Origin of the sequence: Methylocystis iwaonis, assembly GCF_027925385.1 — a bacterium.
GTDB lineage: Bacteria > Pseudomonadota > Alphaproteobacteria > Rhizobiales > Beijerinckiaceae > Methylocystis > Methylocystis iwaonis.
The window spans coordinates 19,178-42,544 of sequence record NZ_AP027145.1 but is presented as its reverse complement, the minus strand read 5'-3'; the positions used below and the strand labels follow the sequence as shown (position 1 = coordinate 42,544).

The following is a 23,367-nucleotide window of genomic DNA, read 5'->3' as shown; positions in this document are numbered from 1 at the left end:
TCACTTCAGCGATCAAGCAACGCTAATTGAGCGTATCCCCGCCAAGACCGATCTCCATCGAAAAGGCCGGCAACTGCCCGTAGGTTGCGGCAGCTGTCAGCGCTCCCGCAGCGATTTCGCCCATTCGATCGAGCAGATCATCCGACAGAGTGACCGAACTCGATCGAGTTGTCGCCAAGTCGACAATCTCCGTCAGCGCCTCGGTGAGGATTGCGAGTTGAGCAGCGGCGTCGTTCGTCATAAGCGACCTCTCAGAACTCTCACTCATTTAGCAATGGGGCAAAACCGGCGTCCCCATGCACAGTATTTTACATCTATCCTCGACAATGGGGAATGGGAGCAAACGCCATGCGAAGGCGTGACTCGTAGAGCGAAGAACGCTCGCCAGCCCATGAGAGCGGTCGCCCAAAGACACGCAAATCCATATTTTAACATAGCATAAACGTCGCCTTGCAAATGGGGACGCCGCCCCTTGGCGTCTACACCGATTAATCTTGATCGAATACCGGCACTGGCGCCTACTGGCACTCTATAACGCTGTTTCTAAGTGATCTTTTGAATCACGCCTTGTTTGGAGCCCTGAGAGACAAACGCCGTCCCATGGCCGTGGCCCCGCTAGAGAGATCTAAAATTCCGGCTCGCGCCGCTTGCGCCACAGGCGCGAGTACGTTTACCATATATTTTAGTAGAACAGAGAGGCAAGATGCGCGGCGCGGTTCTCGGAATTCTCCTTGCTTTCGTCACTGCGCCGCAAGCTCTCGCGGGCGAAGCGGCGATGATCGCGCGCGGGCGCGCCTTGGAAGCGGTAGTCTCGCCCTCGGGCAAGGTGGTTCCAGCGCCCGTCTCGGGCTCAGACGTCGAACGCATGACCGAAGGGGGCGCTCAGAAGGCGGCGGGTTGTCCGGGGCCGGAGCCGATGCCAGCGAGCGCCGCGCGCGACCTCGTCGAGAGGATTGCCCGCGAAGAGAATTTCTACCCTGAGTTTGTCATGGCCGTGGCGCGCGCTGAGTCCCGCTTTCAAAGCGATGCGGTTTCACCGCGGGGGGCGATCGGACTCATGCAGCTGGAGCCAGAAACCGCCAAACACTACGGCGTCAATATCTGCGACCCCGCCGACAACGTCAGAGGCGGGGTCCGGTTTCTGCGCGACTTGCACAGCCGCTATCGGAATCCGCTTTTCATCCTCGCTGCCTACAACGCCGGCGAGAAGGCGCTCATCGAGCATGGCGGCATTCCACCCTTTCCGGAAACTGTGAGCTTCGTCGCCGCGGTCGTGAACGAGTTCTACGACTGGCCCAAGATCAACGTAAAGACTCGTGACGACCGCGCCTCTGGCGCCGCGGCGCCGCAGATAGAAAGCGTCAAGGACCGTAATTGGCGGTCTGGATTCGTATGGAATCTCGAACAGAATGGTGAACAGGAATGAGGCATTTTAGCAAAGCTGGTCGCGGCAAGATTTCCATTCTGGCCGCGCTGGCGCTGCTCCACGCAAGCTCTCCGGCCTTTGCAACGGGCGGCACGCTCTCCCCCGTGCAGTCGACGCTGCAAACGCTTGTTCAGACTCTCACGGGGCCGATCTCGACGTCTCTCGCCATTCTTGCCGTCATCGCCGCCGGTTTCCTTGCTTGGGCGGGCCGAATGACCTGGGGCATCGCCGGCTCCATCATCTTCGGCATTGTGCTGGTCTTCGGTTCGACGCAAATCGTCCAGTTCTTTCAGTCCTCCGTCGGCGGCTGACGATGAGCAACGCCGATCTCGAGAAGCCGATGATCGTCCCGCTCGTCAAAGCGTTGACCCGGGCCCCGACTATCGTTGGAGTTCCCTACATGTATTTCATGTTCGAGATGGTCGTGACCTCGGTGATCTTCCTCGCAACCCACAACCTGTTCAACCTCCTTTGGATCATCCCCTTCCATCTCTTCGGCTACGTCATGACCTTGAGAGACGACCGGATCTTCGAGGTCCTGTTCGTGCGATCCTCCAAGTGCCCGCCGCGTTCCCGAGAATTCTGGGGTTGCGACTCCTATAAGATTTGAGGGGCTTGATGCTGCGGGCGCTGCAAGACCAGATGAGCTTTGGCGCGGTGTCGCGGCGGGAACGCCCGGTCTCGTCGCATCTGCCGTATCTGCGCCACGTTGACGACTTTATCGTCAAATCCAAGTCTGGCTTGTTGATGACCTTCATCAAGCTGGAAGGCTTCTCGTTCCAGACGGCGGACTGGTCCAGCATCAACGTCCGCATGCTCGGCCGCAACGACCTCGTGCGCACGCTCGGCAACAGCCGCTTTGCGCTTTATTCGCACATCATCCGGCGCGAGATCGAACCGATGATCCCGTCGAGCTTCGATAACCCCTTCTGCCGGGAGCTCGATGAGCGCTATCACGCGGCGCTTTCAAAGCGGCGCATGTTCGTCAACGACATATACCTCACCGTCATTCGCAGGCCGCTGCAGGGGCATGCCGGAACCTTTGAAGCGCTGATGCAGACGGTCCTGGGCAAAAAGACCAGCGCCGGCGACTCCTTCGAGCAGCATGAGGCGCAAGCGGAGTTGCGGGACGTCACGACGGCGATCCTCTCGGCCATGGGGGCCTATCGTCCGCGCCATCTCAAGGTCGTCGAGCGGGCAGGGGCCTGGTTCTCGGAGCCGCTCGAATTCCTGGTTCAGCTCGGCAATGGGGCCATCCCGCGACCAATGCATCTTCCCAGAATGTCGCTCGACCAGGCGCTCGGGACAAAGCGCCTGTTCTTCGGCAAGAATGCGCTGGAAATCCGCGGCGGCTCGGCGAGCGAGACCCGCTATGGCGCGGCGCTGTCGGTGAAGGAATATCCGGCGCAGACGGGACCAGGCTTTCTCGACAACCTCCTCGCCATCCCGCACGAATTCATCATCGCGCAGTCCTTCGCGATCATCGACCGGCCTGTCGCGCAATCCCACATCGACCGCGTCGCGCGCCAGGTCGATATGTCCGACGAAGCCGGATCGATCGTCGCCGAGCATTTGAACGACGCACGGGACGAGCTCCTCGCCTCTGAGGCCCTCTATGGCGAGCACCATATGACAGTGCTGGCCCTCGGACAGAACATGCAGGAGGTCGACGCCACGGTCACAGCCGCCGGCGCGGCGCTGACCGACCGCTCCGTGATCTGGGTGCGGGAAGACCTCAATATGGAGCCGGCCTTCTGGGCGCAATGGCCCGGAAACTTCCCCTATATCGCGAGGAACTCGATCATCAGCTCGAAGAATCTCGCGGGCTTCGTCTCCTTGCATAATTTCCCGAGCGGATCGCCCACCGGGAACCACTGGGGCCCGGCGATCTCGGTGTTCCAGACGGCGTCGCAGACGGCCTATTTCTACAATTTTCACGTCGCGGACTTAGGGAATTTCACGGTCGTCGGCCCCTCGGGCTCGGGGAAGACCGTGTGGCTTTCCTTTATCGCGGCGCAAGCGCAACGCGTGACGCCGCGGCCCAGGCTCTTCTTTGTCGACAAAGACCGCGGCGCGGAAATTTTCATCCGGGCGCTCGGCGGCCAATATGAGGCGCTGGAGCCCGGAACCGCCACGGGTTTCAACCCGCTGATGTTGCCTGACGGCGGCGAGACGCGGGAATTTCTCTACCGGCTCTTCTCCTTTCTGCTGCGGCCCAAGGGCGGATCGGACACGGACCTCTCGGCCACGGAAGAGCAAGTCCTCCGCAATGCGATCAAGACCGTCGTCTCCGGCCCGCGGGAGGGGCGGAACCTTCCTGCCTTCCAATCGCTGCTGCGCGGGCGAATTCAAGCGAGCGAGAGCGATCTCGCTTCGCGGCTGGAGCCGTGGATCCGCAAGGACCAGAACGGCTGGCTCTTCAACAACGCTGAGGACCGCTTCTCGCTTAACGCGATTTTCGGCTTCGACATGACGCGGGTCCTCGACAATCCGACGATCCGCACGGCGGCGCTGCTCTATATCTTCCACCGGATCGAGGAACTGATCGATGGGACGCCGATCATGATCTTCCTCGACGAGGGCTGGCGGCTTCTCGACGACGAAGTTTTCTCTTACTTTATCAAGGACAAGCTCAAGACGCTGCGCAAGCAGAATGGCATTATCGGCTTTGGCACCCAAAGCGCCGCCGACATCGTGCGCTCCAGGGCCGCGAACACCTTGATCGAGCAAACCGCGACCAATGTGTTCTTCGCCAACGCCAAGGCGGATGACGAAAGCTACCGCAGGGCCTTCCAGCTTTCCGACCGGGAAATGCGCTGGATCAGGGAGACGGTCCCCGAGGCGCGATCCTTTCTGATCAAGCATGGGCAGGATTCGGTCATCGCCAAATTGGACCTCGGCGGCATGCCGGAGGTCATCAAGGTGCTCTCCGGGCGCACCGAGACGGTCGCCGAGCTCTATTCCTTAATGGAGGCGGTCGGGACCGCGCCGGAAGCCTGGCTGCCGACTTTCATAGGGAGGACAGCATGACCCGCGTTCTCCTTGCGTCGACTCTCCTTCTCGCTTCAGCCGTCGCCGCCCGCGCCGATATTCCGGTCGAGGACGCCGAGCAGCTCACGCAAAAGATTCAGACCTCGGCGCTGACGACGACCCTGGTCCCGGTGCAGCAGAAGCAGCGCGACGGGCAGAAGGGGATCGATTGCGCGACCCACACCGGCCAGAAGGGCGCCGTACAGAACAACACCGCGACGCCGAATTCGTCCGCCGGCGCCGCCGCCGTCCAGAGCTACGATTCGCAAATGCGAACGACGCCCGCGACCAACGCCACTGGACCAACGCTGGCGACGCAAAATTTCGGGTCTGCGACGGGCGACGTCGTCGCCGGCAATATGGCGGCGCAGGCGACGATCCACAGCAACGGCCCGACCTATAAAAACGCCTCGGTCCTCATCGGCGGGTCGCCGACGATCATGGCAGGCTATGACCAAAATTCCTCCGGCGGGACGCAGAACGGCCTCAGCTGGAACCAGGTGCTCGCAACCGCCAATCTGCTCGTCAGCGCCTATAACGCGATCAACATGATGCGCGTGTCGCAGGCAAGCCAGGCCGCGCGCGGCATGAGTTTTACGTCCTTCGCCTCAGGAAGCGGGCTTCTCCCCGGCAACGCGATCTGCGGCGCTGGCTACCGCGGCAGTGGCACGGCGAATAGTCCCTGCATCCTGGCTTCGAGCCCGTTCTGCCAGTCGCTGCTCGATGGCGGCTGCGTCGAGCGCCGCGTCGCCGACGCTCTCGGAAATGTGACCGTTTATCTCGAACGCGCACAGTCGCAATAAAAAAGGGCTTTCCATGAAACGGGCGATACTGGCTTTTTGCGTGGCGAACCTTTTCCTCGTTCGCGGCGCCAATGCCCAGGTTCCGGTGATCGACGCCGCCAATCTCTCCCAGTCACAGCAGACGGCGACGAACACCAAGCAAATCCTCTCGACCGATCAGGATATTCTTTCCAATGTGCAGAAGACTCTGCAGGCCGTAACCGGCGACCGCTCGTCGCTGGCGCAGGGGCCGCTCGCGCAAATGGCGCTCGGCGGCGGCTTTTCGATGGGGAACGCGCCGTCGCTCGGCTCGGTGATTTCAGGGGGCCCGCTGTCTTTCGCTGGGCTGGGCGGCGATTCGCAGCAGATCATCAGCTCGCTCATCAATGGACTCAATCTGGTCAAGACGCTTTCCGGGCTACAAGGCGCGCTCCCCAGCGACAAGGCCTATCTCAACTCCTCGAACACGGCCCAACTCATTCTCGGCCTCATCAACTCGACGCAAGGGACGGTCAAGAACGCCAGCAACGCCTTCACGTCCGGCGGGCAGCAGATCGGAAGCTCCCCTGATGTGAAAGGTTCGATTGACCAGAATTCGCAGATCCAGGCGCAGAACGGCCAGTCGATCGTCCAGCTCAATGGCGCGGTCAATACGGCGGCCGCCGCAGCCAACCAGGCCAATCTCGACCGCATCGCCGGGCTTTCCGCCGCGGCCCGCGCCATGCAGTTTCGACCCTACGGACAATAGCGCGATGCGGCTTCTCTTTATGGCGAGCGCCGCGCTGATCGCGGCCGCTCTTTCTGGCTGCGGCTACCGGCCGTTGGAGGCGCCTTGCGCCATGTCCGAGGGTGGCTTGCCCGCGGCCGCGGAACAACCCACGCCCGAGCCGGCAGCTCCCCAGAACGCCGTGCAAGCCCTGTTCTATGCCGAGCCGGAAGCCAAGCGCGCGCCTGAGCCCTTCAGCTCCGCCGCCGGCGACTGCGGTCCCTTGCGCCCAATCAACGCGGAGCGGCTTAAGTGACCGTGCTGCAAAACTGCCCCGCGCAGAATTACGGGTCCGGAATCATCCCGCAGATCCTCTCCGGCGTCGACCAGACCGGCTGCACCTATGTCCAAGGGGCCTTTCAGGAGCTTGCCCGGGATGTGACCGCGGGCGGGGCAGGCGCCTCGATCGCCTCGCTCCTGCTCATCGCTTATGTGATCTTTTGGGGATTTGGCGTCTGGTCCGGAACTGCTACGGGAACGGCGACCGACGCCGCTTTTCGGCTGTTTCGCGCCTTTGTGATCTATGCGCTGGCGACCTCCTGGAGCGACTTCACGAGTTTCGCCTACACGCTCTTCAACGACGGACCAGCGGCGATCGGCAATCGTCTGCTCAGCGTCGGCAATAACAACGCATACACATCGCCAAACGCCGTCGTCTCGGCGCTGGAAGCGATCTGGAACCAGGTCGCGCAAGGCTTTCAACTGCATTTCGCGTTCAGCCTGCAATCCTTCGCCTCGGCCCTCGTCGGGCTCGCCTGCGTCATCATCATTGCGCTCTTTCTCGCCGTCGCCACCTTCACGATCATTCTCTCGAAGGTTTTTCTGTGGCTGATCCTCGGCATCGCGCCCTTGATGATCCTGCTCCTGCTTTTCGACGCCTCCACGCGCTTCTTCTCCGGCTGGCTCGCCGCGGCCGTCATGTATGCGATGCTGCAGGTGCTGGTATACGCCTTTCTCGCCTTCTACCTCACCGTCACGCAGCCGATCTTCGCGGGTCTTGGCGCCGCCATCAACAGCGGCCAGGTCGATTGGGGCGCGCTCGCGCCGTTCTTTCTCGTCGGCCTCACCGGCCTTTTCCTCTTGAGCCAGCTCCCCGGCATGGCCGCGGCGATCGCCGGCGGCATTCCGCTCTATGCGACGACGATCGGCGGGCTCTGGCGCTCGGTCACCGCGAACGGCGCGATGGTCGCCTCAAACGCCTATCGCGCCCGCGTGCCTTTCGGCTACGGCGCACGCTTCGGCGTCGATCGGTCGCTGCAGGATCGCGTCACGCGCGCCCGCTATGAGCGCATCTATGGCCAACGCGCCGCCGATGTGCTCGCCAAGAAAATGGACCAGATTTGATGATGTGGGAATTGCCGTTTCGCCGCCTCCCCCGCAGGGTCCTGCGAGAAGAGTTCGCCCCCATTGCGCCGGGCCCTGGAGCCCCCGCGACAGGGGAGGGCGCGCGCTACTACCAGGAGGGCGGGACCTGGGAAGAGGACCGGACGCTCTGGAAGAATTCGTCGCTCTCGATCGCCTGGATCATCGCCGCCGTGATGACAGTCGTCGCGCTCGGCGCGATTGTCTCGCTCGCAAGCCTCGCGCCGCTCAAGACCTTTGAGCCTTATATGATCGTCGTCGACAAATCCTCAGGCTTCGTCGAGGTCAAGCGGCCGATGGCGGAGGGAGCGCTCAGCCAAGACGAAGCCGTCACCATGTTCAACGTTGTGCGCTATGTGAAGGCGCGCGAGACCTATGATCCCAAGGCGCTCAAGGACAATTTCGATCTCGCACAGCTGCTCTCGACCGGCGACGCCGCCCGCGATCTCACCGAGATTTTCAGCCCGGCCAATCCGAAGAACCCGGTCAAGATCTTCGGCGCGACCACCGAGGTCGGCGTCTCCGTCAAATCGGTGACGTTCCCAAACCAGCGCACGGCGCTGGTGCGCTTTGGCACGGATGAAAAATCCGCCTCAAATATCGTCCATCGCGACTGGGTGGCGCTGGTGCGTTTCCGCTATTCCGGCTCTCCCATGTCGAACCAGATGCGCTTCGACAATCCGCTCGGCTTCCAGACGACGGAATACCGCCGCGACCAGGAAACGGTCCCGACCGCGACGGGAGCCGACAAGTGAGCCGGCGTCTCGGCTTCCCCCTCCTTCTCGGCCTGCTCGCGACCGGCGCTCCGAGCCTCGCGCAGGCAGAAGAGTCGCCTTGGGCGGGCCGCTATGACGCCAGGGTGCGGGAGGTCAGCTTCCGGCCTGACGAGGTCGTCGCCATCAACGGCTCCTATGGCGTCTCGACGATGATCGTGCTGGGCGACGACGAGAAGATCGAGACATTGGCGCTCGGCGACTCGGTCGCCTGGAAGGTCGAGCCCAACAAGCGCGGCAACATCATCTTCGTCAAGCCGGTCGAAAAGAATGCTTTCTCCAATCTGAACGTCGTAACCACGAAGCGCATCTACTCCTTCCTCCTGCGCGCGGATTTCCGGCAGGGTAGGGCGCAAGTGTTCAAGGTGCGCTTTCGCTTCCCGGAGGATGAGGCCGACGCCAGGCTCGTCGCCCTCGCCAAGGAGCGCGCAAGCTATCCCAATACGAAGAATTTCAACGTCGCCAACGCCAACAGCGACTACACCTATAAGGGCTCCTCGCTCTCAAAGCCGACTGCGGTGTTCGACGACGGCGTCAAGACCTGGTTTCGCTTTGCGCCCGATCAGGAGACGCCGGCGATCTTTGTTGTCGACCGCGACCGCAAGGAGAGCGTCGTCAATTTCCATAAAGAGGGGCCCTACATCATCGTCGACAAGGTCAATTTCCAGTGGACGCTGCGCAACGGCGCGGAAGCGACCTGCGTCTTCAATCGGCGGCTAAACAATCTCCACGAACCTGACGGCCTCGAGCCCTATGCGCCAGAGCGGGTGGGCTCGAACGGCTTTCAATTTTGGTAAGGAGCGAACATGCCGTCGCCCGAACATTATCGTTCGCTCGAGCTCGAAGATGCGGCAAGAAGCTCGGTCCAGCGCTCGTCACACGTCATGGGAAATTTCATCAAGATCGGCGTCCCCAGCGCCGCAGCGCTCTTCGTCGGCTGGATGGTTTACGCCTCCCAGCATAAGGAGACGCGGCCGATGACCGCGCCGGAGAAAGAGGAATTCCACACCACCGCTTTTCCGGCGCCGGCGATCGACCAGCGCCCGAATCTGGATCTCGGCAAGATGACGGCCCCTCCGCCGCCCCCAGCCGCCGAGGTCCCCCCGCCGCCGGTCGCCCCGCCCACGCCTCTTGTCGCGCCGCCGGCCTTCGAGACGGAGAGCGAACCGAAAGTCGACGACGTCGAGGCCCGGCGTCTCGCCGCCGAAGAGGAGCGGCGGCGCTGGGAGCGGCTGCGGGCGCCCCAGCTCGTCGCCGATGGCGCGCTCGGCGCGGCGGCAGGGAACGATGAGAGGACCCCGGGTGGGACCTCGGAAACGGCCGATGATGACCCTAACCGGCGCTTTCTCGCCCGCGCCGGCTCCGCCGGCGTCGAGCGATCCATCGCGACGAAAAACGACCGGATCGACGCCCTCGTGCCGCAAGGCACGATGGTGCGCGGCGAGCTGCTGACCGCGATCCAGAGCGACCTTCCGGGCTCCGTGAAAGCGATCACCCGCGAAGACGCCTGGTCCTTCGACGGTCGGCGCGTGCTCATCCCCTCGGGATCAACCTTGATCGGCGAATATCGCTCCGGGCTCGCCCGCGGGCAGACGAGGGTTTTCGTGGTCTGGACGCGGCTGTTGCGCCCCGACGGCGTCTCCGTTCAGCTGGGTTCGCCGGGGACCGACGATCTCGGCCGGGCCGGGAACTCCGGCTTCCTCGACAATCACTATGTCGAGCGTTTCGGGGCGGCAGTCGCGCTCAGCGTCATCGGCGGCGTCTCGCAATTCGTCGCGACGCTTGGCCAGAACGTCAACAGCTACCAGCAACAAAGCCAATATGCGCTCGATCCCTTCACCGGTCAGCTCACGGCAATCACGACTTTGCCCAATCAAAATTTGATCAACGCCCGGCAGATCGGCGCGCAGCAGGTTTCGCAATCCTTGACCCGGCTCTCGCAAGAGGCGCTGCGGGATTCGATCAACATCCCGCCCACCGTTTACGTCGACCAGGGCGCGCGCATCGTCGTCTTCATCAAGAAGGATCTCGACTTCTCCCTATTTTATCCCGACCCCGTCAAAGAGGAACTGAGGGAGCTGCGCCGTGAAGCCAAGGCTCGTCGATAGGGACGCCGACGCCCACACAGTCTTTCTCGAGGACGCGCTCGGGCCGCTGCGGCAATGGCTGAACGACGATACCGTTGTCGAAATCGTCGCCAATGGCCCGGGCGAGCTTTTCGTCGAGGTCATGGGGGAGTCGTCGATGCGGCGGATCGAGGCGCCTGCGGTCACGAGTGACTGGATTCGGCATCTCTGCGAGCGCGTCGCGGGCTTTTCGAACCAGAGCGTTAATAGCGAGCACCCGCTGCTCTCGGCTGCGCTCGCCACCGGCGAACGCTTTCAGGGGGTGCTGCCGCCGGCGACGACGAACGGCGGAGCCTTCGCAATCCGCAAGCAGGTCATCAAGGAGCTCATGCTGGAAGACTACCGCCGCATGGGCTCGTTTGAGCGAGTCAAGGTCTCGGTCGGCAACGAGTTGTCTGAGATTGATAGCGAGCTCTGCGAGCATTTGGACGCGGGGCGGATCGAGGCCTTCATCCGGCTCGCTGTCTGCAATCGCTATTCCATCTTGCTTTCCGGCGGAACCTCGTCAGGTAAGACCACTTTCCTCAACGCTATTTTAAAGGAGGTGGCCCTCGAGGAGCGGATCGTCACGATCGAAGACACGCGCGAGGTAAGGCCGCTGCAAAAAAACTTCCTGCCGCTCGTCGCCTCCAAGGGCGACCAGGGCCAGGCGCGGGTCACGATTGAGAGCCTGCTCCAAGCGGCCATGCGCCTGCGCCCGGACCGGATTTTCCTTGGCGAAATCCGGGGGTCGGAGGCCTATTCCTTCCTGCGGGCGATCAACACCGGCCATCCCGGCTCGATCACAACGATTCACGCCGACAGCGCCGCGGGCGCGTTCGAGCAGCTCGCGCTGATGGTCATGCAGAGCGGACTCGGCCTGCGCAAGGACGAGATCATCGCCTATGTGAAGACGGTCCTGCCAATCGTGGTCCAACAAAGCCGGCTGGGCGGCTGGCGCGGAACGTCTGAGGTCTATTTCTCGCGCATGGCGGCCTGGAAGCAGGGCGCCGCGGCGCGGGCGCGCTGAAAGGTCGAGCGCCGATGATGCGGGAACATCTCGAGCGGCTGGTTATCGGGCTGTTTGTTTTCATTGCCGCGGCGCTGCTTTGGGCCGTGCCCTATGCGATCGTGACCGGCTTTCGCTCCGGCTTCTCCAGGCCTGCGCAGAAATGGGCGCTTCTCAAGAGGGTCACGACGGAAAATCCCCGCTTCGACCTCGAGCAGTTTCCGCCGATCTCCTTCGACCATGGCTTTCCGCTCGCCTACAAGCATTTTTATGTCTATGCCCAGGACGAGCGCGTTGCCAAACTCGCGCTGGAAAACGGCGCCCTCGCCGCCGGCGTCGTGCTCGCGCTCTTCCTCGCCCTAGCGATCTTTCTTTACGCAAACCGCAGATCGACGCTGCATGGCGACGCGCGCTTCGGAACGCTCCCCGAGGCACGCCGTGCGGGTCTGGCCGCGAGAAGCGGGATCATCCTCGGCCGTCTTAATGGACAAACGCTGATCTCGAACGACCCCGGGCACTTGCTGATCGTCGGCCCGACCCGCACCGGCAAGGGCGTGAGTTTTGTTATCCCGAACGGCCTCGCCTGGCCAGGCTCCATGGTGACGCTCGACATCAAGAGCGAGAATCTGAAATCCTTCGGCGCGGCGCGTGCGGCGAAGGGCGACAGTGTTTTCGTCTTCGCGCCGGGCTCCGCCTCCTCCCACCGCTACAATCCGCTCGACTATGTGCGGCCCGGTCCCGAAATGGCGACGGACTGCGCCAATATCGCGACCTTCCTCGTCGCGACCGGCTCAGTCGAGAATGAATGGACGCTTGCCGCGCGCAAGACCGTCGCGGCACTGCTCGGCTATGTGATGACCAGCATCCATTTCGAGAAGGCGCGGCATATTCGCTCCGCCGTGCGAGTGATCTCGACTGGGCACGACATCGCCGATGTGCTCAAAGCCATCGCCGGGACGGAAAATGACGGTTCTGTCCCGTCCTGGGTGCTTGACGCCTTCAATCAATTCGTAGCGATTCCCGACCGCACCCGCGGCTCGGTCATGTTCAACGTCAACAACGCCTTTGCGGCCTGGGACTCGCCGCTGATCTGCGCCGCGACCGAAACGTCGGATTTCGACATCCGCGACCTGCGCCGCAAGCGCATGTCGATCTTTATCGGCTCGCCGCTTGCCGATCTCGAAAGCTACCGCCCGCTTATTCGCATCTTGTTTCAGCAGATCCACGATGTGCTGATGCGCAATCTTCCTGGCGCCGACGAGCCGTATCAGGTCCTTCTGCTCCTCGATGAATTCTACGCGCTTGGTAGGATGTCGTCTCTCGCCTCGAAGATCGCGGTCAGCGCTGGCTATGGCTTCCGCATGACGATCGTGCTGCAAAACATCTCCCAGCTCGACGAGACGTACGGCAAGGCGATGCGCGAGACGCTTGTTGCCGGCGCGGCGCTAAAGCTCTTCGTCGCAATCAACGACAATGAGACCGCAAAATATGTCTCGGACGCGCTTGGGACGTACACGGCGACGCACACGACGAAGATGATGGGAGCAGGCCTGTCTCAGTCTCGCGTGTCGCTCGGGCACATGGCGGCGCCGCTGCGACGGCCGCAGGAGCTGACGCGGATGCCGAGGGATAGGTCGATCCTGCTCGTCGCCAATGCGCGGCCGTTCGAGATTGGGAAGCTCTATTTTTTTCGTGATCACCAAATGCGGCGGCTCGTCGATGAAGCGGGGGCCGCGAGAGGCGACCCGCCAAGTTTGCGGCGGTGGACGGAACCCTCCGCATGGCTCGAGATTCATTCAAAATCGACGCTGGTCTCGAGGGCACCGCAAGGTGAGTCTGGCTCCATCCTACCCTCGCTGGCGAGCGCGGGACCCGCTATAAGCTCAGAGAACCAGAGCACACAGAGGGGCCCTGTGGGCATCAGCGCCGAGCTTTCGGATGCGATCGCGGGGATAAACGCCGAGGCGAGGCGGGCGAGCCACTCTGCTTCCTCGGGATCGGGCGAAGACGTTGGATTCGCTCTGAAGGAATTGATGGCAATTGCGGAGAAAATCCGAAAAGGCTGGAGCGCAGCTTAGATCTCGGGCCTTCAAGGCTTGGGCTCCGTGAAGTGTTAGACAGGTTTGCTGAACACGAAGCTGTTTCCGTGCAGATTGGCTTGGCCCAGCGTCCCGTGGCCATGAGTGCGAGACACCCTCAACCGGTCAGCACCTTGCAAAAAAGACGCGCGGGGTGCGGCTGCGCGCCACTAAAGGAGGACAATCGGCGGGGCGGTCACGCCGATTGTCGCTGCCATCCAGCGGAGGCGAACGATTTGTGCCTCCAGACGCTATGACAGAAGCGGTCATGCGTGCCACTCGAAGCAGCCCGTCTCGACTATAAAGGTCCGCAAGATGCGATCCGACTTAAGAATAAGCTGGCGGTCGCGCACGTTCTGCGGCGACTTTTCGCCATGAAACAGGTTGCACCGCACTTGGTAGATCGTGCGCAACAATTGTTCCCACGATGGCCTATCGCCGGCATTCCACGCCGAGGGCTGGCGCTTGACATTGGCTGCACTGCAGGCTGCGGCGAATTCATCGCTATGAAGCCGCCAGAAGGCGTCGCGGCCAAGTTTTTTCCGTACGTCTCGGACATTTAGAACTGGCCACATCGCCGAGAAATCATAAACAAGACGATGAAACGCGCGAGAGTTTTCCATCAAGCCGGCATAGGCATCGGTCAGGCGACGGTTGACAGAGAGGTCCCGGATCATGTCCGCGTCGGTCTCCCGCTCGGTAATCGCCGCCATCCACCCGTTGAAGGCCATCCAAATATTAACAAATGACATGAACGCGGACCGCTGCCGGTCGGCATTCTGCATAAGTTCTAAGACAAGGTCCTTCGTCTCTGGCTCCATGATTTGAAAGTTCGCGAAGTTGATCACGGCTGTCATTTCCGTCTCACCCTTCACGTGGTTCGGGCAGATCGGGCGCTGAAGGTCGCTCCTGTGGATCTTCGGGCGCGATGTCCCGAAATGCGCTGCCTTTAAGTGCGCGCTGCCGAGAAACTTCAACAATGCGATCGATAATGCGATCCGGGGTCCGCCACTTGATCACGAGCTTGCCGGTATCCATCCCATAGTCGGCAACGACATCACGCAGCTGCTCAATGTTTAACTCTCCAAGCGCATTACGCAAGACCCCCTCGCCTTGGCGCGCCAGCTGGACTGGATCTAGAACAGCCGGCGCACGCCGATTGCTAGGTCGTTTGGGTTCTTCCGTCTTGGATGCGGTCCTGGGAGCATGGGCCACATCGGCACCCAGCGGCGCGACGCTGAGAGCCTGCTCGATTCTCTCTCGGAAACTTGGGTTGTGCTCGGCCTCATCGGCGATTTCACGGACGAGCGCCGTCAGGAATTTCCGGATATTCATTGTCACGCCTCCAGGGCAGACCAGATCTCTCTGGCGAGGTCATCGTACTGACCCGCCAGCTCTGCTCCGTACTTCTGCTTTAGGGTTCGCGAGTACATCTGGAATTCGGCCGCAGCGGCGACCGCATTCGCCTGCCGGATAATGGTATCCATCACGTCGGGAAGATCGGCATCTTCTCGAAGCTGCTTCAGCACGTTATTATGCACCGTTGAATTGGCTTGGTACTTGGTCGCAACGATTCCAACAGGCTCGATGGTTTCGGAGATGGCTTCAGAAAAGTCCCTGATGCGCGTGGTAATCTGTGGAATGCCATAGGTCGAGAGATGGTCCGGAATTGTGGGAATTATATAGCCTTCGGAGATTCGAAGACCGTTCAAAGTGATAATCCCTAGGTTAGGAGGGCAATCGACAATGACGACGTCGTAATCATCGAGCTTTCCCTTTACGGCTCGCCAGAGCAGATCGATCGGATTGGCCGCGTAGAATTTCCCCGCGGGGGCCGAGGCGAGTTTGTCCTGGACGTCGATGAGGTCGAGGCTCGATGGCAGCAGGTCGATGGTTCGCGCAGCGCCCACGTCGGATACTTGCTTCTGAAGCGTGCCCTCCAAATTGAATTTACGATTGTCGGGGTCCATCGCATCCTTAAATAGACGCGCTAAAGTCTGTTCCTTTTTGTTCAATTCGAACCATTTCTCCTCGCCAATCAACATCAGCGTGGCGTTGGTTTGGGGGTCAAGGTCGATCACCAGCACCTTCTTGCCCATATTCGCAGAGAACGTCTCAGCTAGAGCAACGGTAGTCGTTGTCTTCGCGACTCCGCCTTTTAAGTTAATCGTAGAAATTACGTGGGTCATCGGCTTCCCTTTTCTCTTGTGGCGCTTTAACCAGGCGCGAATCTGGGAGCGCCGGAAAATTGGGCCCGAAGCCAGCTCGCGAACTGGCTTCGGAAAATCAGCGGCTCGGACTCTCCAATTGGCAACGGCCTGTCGCGAGACACCGGTCATGGCGGCGATCTCGTTGATCCCGACGAGGTCTTCCCAGAATTCTGCCACACTCGCTCCATGTGACCATCGTTCACAGTATTCTGTTTACATTGCTCACAAAGCCGCAGTCAAGGGCGAATAAGCCATCCGAAGGGGTCGGCATTGGCCGTGCGCATTTTGGCGTCGCCGGTACGCTCGACACTATGCCCTGCGCGCCAGGCCGTCCGCGCGAAGCCCTCCGGGAAGCGGCCGCCGATGAGACGGAAACGGGCTCAAGGTGCTTGGCTCCGGCTTTCTCGAAGTCATTTCTGATCTCGCCAGACACTCTGTGAAGAGCCGCGCACATTGATTTCCGGCCGGCTGGCTGAATGAGCGCGCCCTCGACAAGCCGCTCATCCTCAAACGCTAAATTTCAAATAGACTTCAAGAGCATCATCAGGTCGTATCCCGGGAACTGGTGTAGCTCGGGCGGAGCAAGCGGCTCGCGACGCGCGCCTTTCGTAGCGCCGTAGCGAGCGAGCGGCTTGCGGTGGTCATCGACGGTTCGCTGGTAAGATCGGGTTGCGACACGCCGCCGTGGCCGCCTGACCAGTTCGGCCCTCGCCGGCGACCGGGATGATCGCGCTCACCTACACCACGTCATGGGACACGATCCATTAACCATCAATGAGTCGGATTGGCAGTGCCGGATAGAGATTCGAGCTGATTTCAATTTAGCGCCCGCTGAGCCTTCAGATACCGCACTTCGAAATGGCCTGCTTTAGCCAAGTAGGAGGCGAAGCTCGGCGATCAACGGATTAAGGTCGCCCTCGTAGCTGCGGATCATCGCCGGCAGAAAGCTTTCGCGCTTCACACGCGCGAAGGCTAACGGATAGCCGGCCCGTTCCCCGATCATCGCTATAAAGGTCAGCTGGGAGCGCCCATTGCCCTCTCGGAACGGATGAATCGCGTTTAACTCACCGAGAAAACGCGCTGCCTCACGGGCGAAGTCATCAGCATGTGGCGAATTCAAAACTATCCCAAGCGTCCCAAACAAGCGCTTCATTTGTGCGTCGATGTGCTCGGGAAAGCAAAACGGGTTACCTCCTTTAGACGTACGCACAGTTCGATATTTTCCGGCCCAGCTGTAGACGTCCTGAAACAGGTGGCGGTGGACGCGGCGGTAGTGAAGCGCGTCGTAAACTCCGCGTGGCAAAGGCTCGCGCGCTCGGATCGCCGTCATTTCGAGTTCAAACGCCTCAAGCAAATCCGGATCGCGCAGGCCGAGCTTGTTCTTGAGCGTGTTTATGCCTTTGTAGGCGTAGGGGTCGTCGAATGCGTCGTAGCCGAGCGCTCTCACCTACGCGACTTAGCGTCCAAATAGGCGCGGATAACTTCGGACCGCTGTTGATCGGTGGATAGCTTGCGCTTCTTCATGTCGGCCAGCCGCTTGCGGCTCGCGACGCTGAGGCCTAACCCTTCCACCGCCGAGATGGCAGCGAACGTCTGCTGCCCGAGGACGAGATCAGTGCCGCCAAAACGCTTCGGTGTCTTCTTCATTCTATCTTCGTCACGGTTTTCGCTGAGGCACCCGACCCACTGACCACGATCTTCATCGGTCGAGAAGCTTGCGCGCTTGCGAGATACGGTCCTTAAGCCCGGCCTGAAATTTTGGATCGCGACGGCGTGTCTCAATGTGGGTGGTGATAGCAGAACGAATCACGTCCGACACGGGCCGATTTTCAACGCTTGCGAGCATCTCGAGGGCCTGAGCCTGATCTTCGGAGAGGCGGACAGTCATCGCTTTGACTTGTTTCATAGTGCTTTTCTGAACCAAATCAGACTGCTTGTCAATATACGTGGTGTCGTGGTATCAGGGTATCAAGACATGGAGGTGGCAAAATGGATAATGATCGTGTGGACGCGCTAAGGCCTGATCGTCCCCAGGCATTCGAGATCAAGATCGACCGCACAAACTACAAAGTTCGAGAAATGGTGCTGACTGGCGGCGAGCTGCGGCGTTTACCGGAGCCTGACATCGGGCCAGACCGTGACCTTTTCGAAGTGGTGCCGGGAGGATCCGATGTGAAAATCGATACGGATACCAAGGTGGAGATGCGCAACGGCTTGCGTTTCTTCACTGCACCGGCCCAGATCAACCCCGGCCGCTAGTAGGGAGTACGCTGATGTTGCCTACTATCGATCAAAATTACCTTGAGGCGCGAGCGCCGGGCAGCTCCGTGACGCTGGAGGGTGGCATGATTTGCGTTGTCATTCCCGCCTTCTCCTTGCCGGAGGGATTCAACCACTCAAGCGCCGATCTTCTCCTGCGTCTGTCGCCAGGTTACCCCGACATCGCACCTGACATGTGGTGGTTTGAGCCGGCTGTGCGCCGCATCGATGGGCGCCTTATCGCCGCAACTGAATCTCAAGAGGTCTACCTTGGGCGCACTTGGCAGCGCTGGTCACGCCACCTCAATCCGGGCCAGTGGCGCTCCGGGCTCGACTCGCTGGAAAGCTATCTGGCGCTCGTCCGCAAAGAGGTCGCCGCCGCCGCTGCGGCGCTGGCAGCATGACAACGACGCTCGTAATTCCGGGTCCGCTCTCGGAGGAGGTCGCGACGGCCTCGCGCAATTCGATGGAATGCGCTGCTGTTCTCCTCGCTCGCCGAATCGAGGCGGGGCGAGATGTCCGACTTCTCGCGCGTAGCTTGCATCCGGTTCCGCCGGAGGCCTACATCGAACAGAGCCCGCACCATCTGCTGATAGCTTCTCAAGGTTATGTGCCGGCGCTCGGTGCAGCCGAAGCGGATCACGCCGTTCCAATTTGGTTTCACACCCATCCCGGCGAAGAGGGTGCACCGTTGCCGAGCAATCACGATCGTCAGGTCGATCGCGAGATAGCTGACCTCTTTCAGCTGCGCAGTGGCTCAGGCTTATACGGAACGTTGATCGCATCTCCGCGAGGCGCGGATTACGTATTCAGCGGCGAGTTGACACCGGAGACCGGGGAGACGTCGTCGATTGACCGGTTGTGGGTGGTCGGCGAGCGCTGGAAGCTCATGCCAGCCTTCGCGCGGCAGGCCACTCTGCCGGAAGCGCTGTTTGACCGTAACGTTCGCGCTTTCGGCCCAGCTATCCAGACGATTCTCGGAGACCTGCGCATTGGCATCGTCGGAGCCGGAGGGACAGGGTCGGCTGTCGCCGAGCAGCTCGTCCGGCTGGGCGTTCGCCATCTGCTGCTGATTGATAACGACAGCTTATCCGAGAGCAATGTCACACGGGTCTACGGCTCCACGCCTGGGCGCGTCGGTCAACTAAAGGTTGAGGTGCTACGCGATCATCTCCTGGCAATCGCTTCAGACCTCGACTGTTCTATCGTGGACGGGATGATTACTACTCGGAGCGTTGCTTGGGCGCTGCGCAGCTGCGACCTGATTTTCGGATGCACCGACGACAATGCTGGCCGGCTCGTGCTCTCCAGAATCTCTACCTATCTCCTGACCCCGGTAATAGACGTTGGGGTATTGTTAAGCAGCGATCAAGCGGGCACGCTCATTGGTATTGACGCGCGGGTCACGACGCTGACGCCTGGCGCGGGCTGTCTGGTTTGCCGTAACCGAGTCGACTTAGGTCGTGCATCCGCCGAGATGAAGTCGCCTGACGAGAGACAACGGTTGGCCAACGAAGGATACGCCCCCGCGCTTGGTCGGGTTGAGCCGGCGGTGGTGGCGTTCACCACCGCCGTCGCCGCCGCGGCCGTGAATGAATTGCTTGATCGCCTGATCGGATATGGCCCCCCGGAGCGACCTACCGAGACGCTGCTCAGACTCCACGAACGCGAGATTTCAACGAATCGCGCTTTCCCACATGACGCTCACTACTGCCATCAAGCACAGGGCAAATGGGGTGCCGGCGATGAAGACCCGTTCCTTGGACAACTGTGGGTGACAGTATGAAAATCGCGTGGTGGCAATGGCTGCCTTTCTGGCGCTGGCGTACAATCGGCTCAGTATCCTCTGCCGACGAGGTGCCCCAACGGTTGCCGCGTAACGCCATCGTTTTAGTCGGAGATCTGCGCCATATCAAATGGATTGTCTTCGACTGTCCGTGTCGTACCGGACATAGAATTATGTTGAACTCTGACCCGGTCCGCCGGCCCTACTGGACGCTGAATGCTTCGTCTCGATTAGGTATCTATCCTAGCGTCGATTATCGCGGTACAGACAGACGCTGTCATTATTTTGTTCGTAACGGCAAAATCATATGGACCAAGGACAGCGACCGATGAATGACCATGGAAGAGACGTCGAATCGCAACCGCTCACGCCCCAGCCGGCGCGAGCGATCGAAAAGACCCCGATGTTCACGGCAATGAATGCGGCGCGCTATCAGCGCCAGACCTTGATCCGTGAAATCGAGGCTAGCCAGCCGAAGCTTCTTTGCTATGTCGCCGGCACTAAGGCCCCGGTCGACCGATTCGACACGCTCGGGTTCGTTGACATGCTCCACAACGTCACACCTGGAGAACCGATTGATTTGATGCTGCACACGCCTGGCGGCGATGTGGATGCCGCCGAGAAACTGATCACGCTGGTCAGGAATGCGACCGGCGAGGAGGGGCAGCTGCGTGTCATCGTGCCCGATTATGCCAAGAGCGCGGGCACACTGATGGCGCTGGGCGCCAACACTATCATCATGAGCGATTCCTCCGAGCTAGGACCGATTGATCCTCAGGTATCTTCCAAAGACGGGAATGGCCATGACATCGTCTATTCGGTACTGACATATCTCACCGCCTACGAGGAGGCAAGGCAGGCGCTAACGCAAACTTCCGACGACGAAGCGACCCGCCTCACCTTCGATAAATTTGATCCAGTGATCGTGCGCAAATTTCAATCGGTCAGAGACCGCGCCCGCCTGTTTGCAGAAAATCTTCTGAAGCGACGTGGAGCTAACTTCTCGAAGATCGCCAGCGAACTGATGGATATCAACCGCTATCCTTCGCATGGGCAAATGATTGGCTGGGAGGCAGCGCGGACAATGGGATTGCCGATCGAGTATTTGCCACCGACGGCTCCCCTGTGGCGCAAGTATTGGGCACTCTACTGCCACCTCCGGCTTGCGATCGAAAGCGAACAACGCATTTTCGAATCCAATTACGTTTCAATTTCGATGTAGCAGTGCGCACACAGCGCTCTTGGCTGACTCGTTAAAAATCTGTATGGGATAACGCCTACCCAAGGTCAGTGAGAGCCTAGTGCATGCGAGCAAATCATAGCCAGTTGGTTGTCCTCTTATCCAGGATGTGGCGGCTTTGCAGGTCGGTGAGAAACAGGCTCTGGATCGCCTGCATCCGAAGGCCCTCATTAAACCGCCGCGCTTCGAAGTCTATCGCTATGCTAAGCCGGGTTGCGCAGCAAATCCACTTCGCATCAGTAGGAACGCCTTGCGTCTCACTAATCATCACTCTTCGATCTCGGCCTCAATTGCCTTAACCGTAGCCTCTCGCTCGGCAGCACTTTGAGTCAGCTTTTCTGCTTGTTGGCGCCTTAATACTTCGAGCCTTGGATCGACAGCGAGCGAAGCCTCCGCAGGCTCCACGGCAATGGCCGTTAGCGCACGCTGAGCTTCAACGACCACGTGCGTACCTGCTAGCTTGCCAGCTGCTGTTCTCCGGGCTTCCCGCACGATGACGCGAGACGTGTCGATATCACGCGCGTCTGCCGGTGTCGCATTCGTTGCCGTCTCGGCCCTTTCCACGAGCCTCTGCGCGCTGATCGCTTCGCGTTGTTCGACGCGAGCGATTCCCGCGGACTGTTCCACGACAGGAGCGAGCGCGGCTTGCGAGGATTTGGCCTCGAATTCACGCTGCATATCGACGCGCGCCGCAAGCTTTTCGAGATAGCGCCCCGAGCGCTCGAAAAATGCGGCTCTCGTATCCGCCGGCAGGACGGCGCCGACCCTGTCCACGGCTTCGTTGAGCAGCTTGAGGTCGGATCCCATTTGCGCGGCGGTGATCGGCATGGCGCTGCTCCTCGTGGTTTGGGTGATGAGAGCCTGATTGACGAGCGTGGCGATTGCTTGCCCGGCGGCTTGAGAGAATTGCGTCCGCTGGGCAAGAGCGCTTGCCGTCGCGCTCTGCGGTTCCTCCTGCGCCAGCTGTCGCCACGTTGAGGCCGAGTCGTTCGCGACGGCGAGCTGACGCTCCGAGGCCGGCATGCGAATTGGATTTGTTCGCGCAATCTCGATGCGTCGGCGCGCATTGTCGATGAGCGTCTTGTTGGCCGGGTCGCTCGCATAGGCGCGATCCCGCGCCTCTCGGCCCGGCCGAGGATGATCGGCGGCGTCGACGATCGCCTTGTCCTTAGGGCCATAGCTCTGCGACGAAGCGCGCTCGGCCGCGGAGGTCGCAACGATCTTTAGCCCTTGCATCTGGGCGTGCTCCGCGAAGGTCTCGCGCCAGTGTCGAAAATCCTGCGGCCCGGAATGAATTTTCACGCCCTCGGCGTCCCGGACAGCGACGATCACATGGGCGTGGACATGCCCAGCGTCCGCCTTGTCGGTGTGCACGCCGAACATGAATTTGTGCGCGGCGAACTGCTCATGGACGAAGCCCCGCACGGCGGTCCTGAAGGCGCCGACGTCGACGCCCGCCTTGGTGGAGACGATAAGGTGCATCGTGTCGCGTGGCTTGAAGGAGCGCAGGTCCCGCCGCCAGGCGCGCGACTCGGCCTGGATGGCGCTCGCGTTGTCGAGGAGGGCGCCGCTATCTGAGGCCGCCGCGCCATGCTCCTGGAGCCGCGTCAGGCGATCGACGACGCTCGTTGGGCCGTTGCCAGGCGCGCCGGGCTCGAGCACGATGCGGTGCTGGCCGATCCCGGTCGCCGCCTCAATGCGAGCCTTCATTCGCGCCTCGGATTTCGGCGCGAAAACGCGGGCTTCAAAACCCTCGGCGACGTGGCGTTCGGTTACATAGAAGCGCTCCCGCGTGTCCGTTTCCCCTTCGCGGAGCGTTCCGGCAAAGGCGACGACGGCCCGCGCTTCGATCGCGCCATCCGTCAAGGCGTTGATGCGATAAGCGTAGCGATGCCCGACAAAGGCGGCTGACATCGCCTTCTCCAAAGTGCCGCGGTCGCCCGGCGTGTCTTTGAGGCCCATGACCTGGAAGCGCACGCCGGCGACGTCCTGGCTTTCCTTGCGCGGCTCGAAATCTTTCGCCCATTCCGCGATTTCGCCGTTGATCGCCGCGCGCCCCTTCAACTCGACGCCGTCCTGGGTTTCGAGAATGGCGTCTTCGCGGTCGACATAATTCGCGGTCGCCGAGGCCCGCGCCGCGCCATGCGCATAGGAGACGACCTTGACGACGGCCGGTTGATAGCCTTGCGCCAAGGCCCGCGCCCGTGAGATCAGCGGCGCCCCCCGGCCGATCACGGCGGGGGAAGACCCGACGTCGACGCTTAGGCGCGGCGGCTTCCCGCCCTTGGCGGAGACGTCCGGCAACCGCCGCCGCTTCTCTTCATCCTCCGCGCCCGTGATGGTCATTCCGCGTAGAACGCGATCCGAAGCCAGGGCACGCGGGGCTGGCTCCTGGGCCGAGACCCGTGAATGCTCCAATGAGGAGGCCGTCGACGGCCTCAGTCCTACCACCCTATCAGGCCGCTCCTCGAGTCCCTGCTTCTCCCGCGCCGCGCGAGAACGCCGGACGGCGTCCGCCATAACGGCGAGCCGGTTCATTTC

26 protein-coding genes are annotated in these 23,367 nt (G+C 61.2%); 18 read left to right on the top strand and 8 right to left on the bottom strand.

Annotation, left to right across the window (positions count from 1 at the left end; genetic code table 11):
- Positions 1-22: 22 nt before the first annotated feature.
- Positions 23-241 carry a hypothetical protein gene (locus QMG84_RS20525; RefSeq protein WP_281932710.1) on the bottom strand — a complete coding sequence of 73 codons (219 nt, stop codon included), beginning with the start codon at positions 239-241 and terminating at the stop codon, positions 23-25.
- Positions 242-775: 534 nt separating this feature from the next.
- Here QMG84_RS20525 and QMG84_RS20520 point away from each other — a divergent pair.
- The 13 genes from QMG84_RS20520 to QMG84_RS20460 are packed head-to-tail and all read left to right on the top strand — an operon-like array spanning position 776 to position 13,331.
- Entirely contained in the window at positions 776-1,426 is a 651-nt protein-coding gene (locus QMG84_RS20520) for a lytic transglycosylase domain-containing protein (protein WP_281932786.1), read from the top strand.
- Positions 1,423-1,737: a TrbC/VirB2 family type IV secretion system protein gene (locus tag QMG84_RS20515; RefSeq protein ID WP_281932785.1), complete on the top strand. Its 315-nt coding sequence runs from the start codon at positions 1,423-1,425 to the stop codon at positions 1,735-1,737. Before QMG84_RS20520 ends, QMG84_RS20515 begins: the two co-directional genes overlap by 4 nt.
- A 2-nt stretch (positions 1,738-1,739) precedes the next feature.
- Positions 1,740-2,036, top strand: coding sequence for a VirB3 family type IV secretion system protein (locus QMG84_RS20510; RefSeq protein WP_281932784.1), 297 nt, complete (start codon positions 1,740-1,742; stop codon positions 2,034-2,036).
- Between the two features lie 5 nt (positions 2,037-2,041).
- Positions 2,042-4,456 carry a VirB4 family type IV secretion/conjugal transfer ATPase gene (locus QMG84_RS20505; protein WP_281932783.1) on the top strand — a complete coding sequence of 805 codons (2,415 nt, stop codon included), beginning with the start codon at positions 2,042-2,044 and terminating at the stop codon, positions 4,454-4,456.
- Positions 4,453-5,259 (top strand): hypothetical protein, encoded by an 807-nt coding sequence (locus tag QMG84_RS20500; protein ID WP_281932782.1) that lies wholly within the window; start codon positions 4,453-4,455, stop codon positions 5,257-5,259. Before QMG84_RS20505 ends, QMG84_RS20500 begins: the two co-directional genes overlap by 4 nt.
- 13 nt (positions 5,260-5,272) lie before the next feature.
- A complete protein-coding gene (locus QMG84_RS20495) occupies positions 5,273-5,986 on the top strand; it encodes a TrbJ/VirB5 family protein (protein WP_281932781.1) in 714 nt (237 codons plus the stop codon).
- A 4-nt stretch (positions 5,987-5,990) separates the two neighbouring features.
- Positions 5,991-6,260 carry a hypothetical protein gene (locus tag QMG84_RS20490; RefSeq protein ID WP_281932780.1) on the top strand — a complete coding sequence of 90 codons (270 nt, stop codon included), beginning with the start codon at positions 5,991-5,993 and terminating at the stop codon, positions 6,258-6,260.
- Positions 6,257-7,348, top strand: coding sequence for a TrbL/VirB6 family protein (locus QMG84_RS20485; protein ID WP_281932779.1), 1,092 nt, complete (start codon positions 6,257-6,259; stop codon positions 7,346-7,348). Before QMG84_RS20490 ends, QMG84_RS20485 begins: the two co-directional genes overlap by 4 nt.
- On the top strand, positions 7,348-8,121 hold the full coding sequence (locus QMG84_RS20480) for a VirB8 family type IV secretion system protein (RefSeq protein ID WP_281932778.1): 774 nt from the start codon (positions 7,348-7,350) through the stop codon (positions 8,119-8,121). Before QMG84_RS20485 ends, QMG84_RS20480 begins: the two co-directional genes overlap by 1 nt.
- Entirely contained in the window at positions 8,118-8,936 is an 819-nt protein-coding gene (gene virB9 / locus QMG84_RS20475; protein WP_281932777.1) for a P-type conjugative transfer protein VirB9, read from the top strand. The genes QMG84_RS20480 and virB9 overlap by 4 nt, the downstream gene beginning before the upstream one ends.
- Before the next feature lie 9 nt (positions 8,937-8,945).
- Positions 8,946-10,247, top strand: a complete 1,302-nt coding sequence (gene virB10, locus QMG84_RS20470) for a type IV secretion system protein VirB10 (protein WP_281932776.1) — start codon at positions 8,946-8,948, stop codon at positions 10,245-10,247.
- On the top strand, positions 10,225-11,274 hold the full coding sequence (gene virB11 / locus QMG84_RS20465; protein WP_281932775.1) for a P-type DNA transfer ATPase VirB11: 1,050 nt from the start codon (positions 10,225-10,227) through the stop codon (positions 11,272-11,274). The genes virB10 and virB11 overlap by 23 nt, the downstream gene beginning before the upstream one ends.
- A 14-nt stretch (positions 11,275-11,288) precedes the next feature.
- A complete protein-coding gene (locus tag QMG84_RS20460; RefSeq protein WP_281932774.1) occupies positions 11,289-13,331 on the top strand; it encodes a type IV secretory system conjugative DNA transfer family protein in 2,043 nt (680 codons plus the stop codon).
- A 266-nt stretch (positions 13,332-13,597) separates the two neighbouring features.
- Here QMG84_RS20460 and QMG84_RS20455 read toward each other — a convergent pair whose 3' ends face one another.
- The 6 genes from QMG84_RS20455 to QMG84_RS20430 form a co-directional block, all read right to left on the bottom strand.
- On the bottom strand, positions 13,598-14,188 hold the full coding sequence (locus QMG84_RS20455) for a hypothetical protein (protein WP_281932773.1): 591 nt from the start codon (positions 14,186-14,188) through the stop codon (positions 13,598-13,600).
- A 7-nt stretch (positions 14,189-14,195) separates the two neighbouring features.
- Positions 14,196-14,666 (bottom strand): hypothetical protein, encoded by a 471-nt coding sequence (locus QMG84_RS20450; RefSeq protein WP_281932772.1) that lies wholly within the window; start codon positions 14,664-14,666, stop codon positions 14,196-14,198.
- 2 nt (positions 14,667-14,668) lie between these two features.
- Positions 14,669-15,718 (bottom strand): AAA family ATPase, encoded by a 1,050-nt coding sequence (locus QMG84_RS20445; RefSeq protein WP_350356540.1) that lies wholly within the window; start codon positions 15,716-15,718, stop codon positions 14,669-14,671.
- 691 nt (positions 15,719-16,409) lie between these two features.
- Entirely contained in the window at positions 16,410-16,988 is a 579-nt protein-coding gene (locus QMG84_RS20440) for a Fic/DOC family protein (RefSeq protein ID WP_281932771.1), read from the bottom strand.
- Entirely contained in the window at positions 16,985-17,188 is a 204-nt protein-coding gene (locus tag QMG84_RS20435; protein WP_281932770.1) for a hypothetical protein, read from the bottom strand. Before QMG84_RS20435 ends, QMG84_RS20440 begins: the two co-directional genes overlap by 4 nt.
- Before the next feature lie 52 nt (positions 17,189-17,240).
- Complete coding sequence (locus QMG84_RS20430; RefSeq protein WP_281932769.1) at positions 17,241-17,447, bottom strand: ribbon-helix-helix protein, CopG family; 207 nt, start codon at positions 17,445-17,447, stop codon at positions 17,241-17,243.
- 83 nt (positions 17,448-17,530) lie between these two features.
- On the opposite strand from QMG84_RS20430, the gene QMG84_RS20425 reads away from it, so the two are divergent.
- The 5 genes from QMG84_RS20425 to QMG84_RS20410 are packed head-to-tail and all read left to right on the top strand — an operon-like array spanning position 17,531 to position 20,808.
- Positions 17,531-17,800, top strand: coding sequence for a multiubiquitin domain-containing protein (locus QMG84_RS20425; RefSeq protein ID WP_281932768.1), 270 nt, complete (start codon positions 17,531-17,533; stop codon positions 17,798-17,800).
- A gap of 14 nt (positions 17,801-17,814) precedes the next feature.
- Positions 17,815-18,204: an E2/UBC family protein gene (locus QMG84_RS20420; RefSeq protein ID WP_281932767.1), complete on the top strand. Its 390-nt coding sequence runs from the start codon at positions 17,815-17,817 to the stop codon at positions 18,202-18,204.
- On the top strand, positions 18,201-19,586 hold the full coding sequence (locus QMG84_RS20415) for a ThiF family adenylyltransferase (protein WP_281932766.1): 1,386 nt from the start codon (positions 18,201-18,203) through the stop codon (positions 19,584-19,586). Before QMG84_RS20420 ends, QMG84_RS20415 begins: the two co-directional genes overlap by 4 nt.
- Entirely contained in the window at positions 19,583-19,918 is a 336-nt protein-coding gene (locus QMG84_RS21520; protein WP_350356539.1) for a ubiquitination-like system serine protease family protein, read from the top strand. Before QMG84_RS20415 ends, QMG84_RS21520 begins: the two co-directional genes overlap by 4 nt.
- Positions 19,915-20,808 (top strand): SDH family Clp fold serine proteinase, encoded by an 894-nt coding sequence (locus QMG84_RS20410; protein ID WP_281932765.1) that lies wholly within the window; start codon positions 19,915-19,917, stop codon positions 20,806-20,808. Before QMG84_RS21520 ends, QMG84_RS20410 begins: the two co-directional genes overlap by 4 nt.
- Before the next feature lie 285 nt (positions 20,809-21,093).
- On the opposite strand, the gene QMG84_RS20405 is transcribed toward QMG84_RS20410, so the two are convergent.
- Positions 21,094-23,172: a relaxase/mobilization nuclease domain-containing protein gene (locus tag QMG84_RS20405; RefSeq protein WP_281932764.1), complete on the bottom strand. Its 2,079-nt coding sequence runs from the start codon at positions 23,170-23,172 to the stop codon at positions 21,094-21,096.
- Positions 23,173-23,367: the final 195 nt, after the last annotated feature.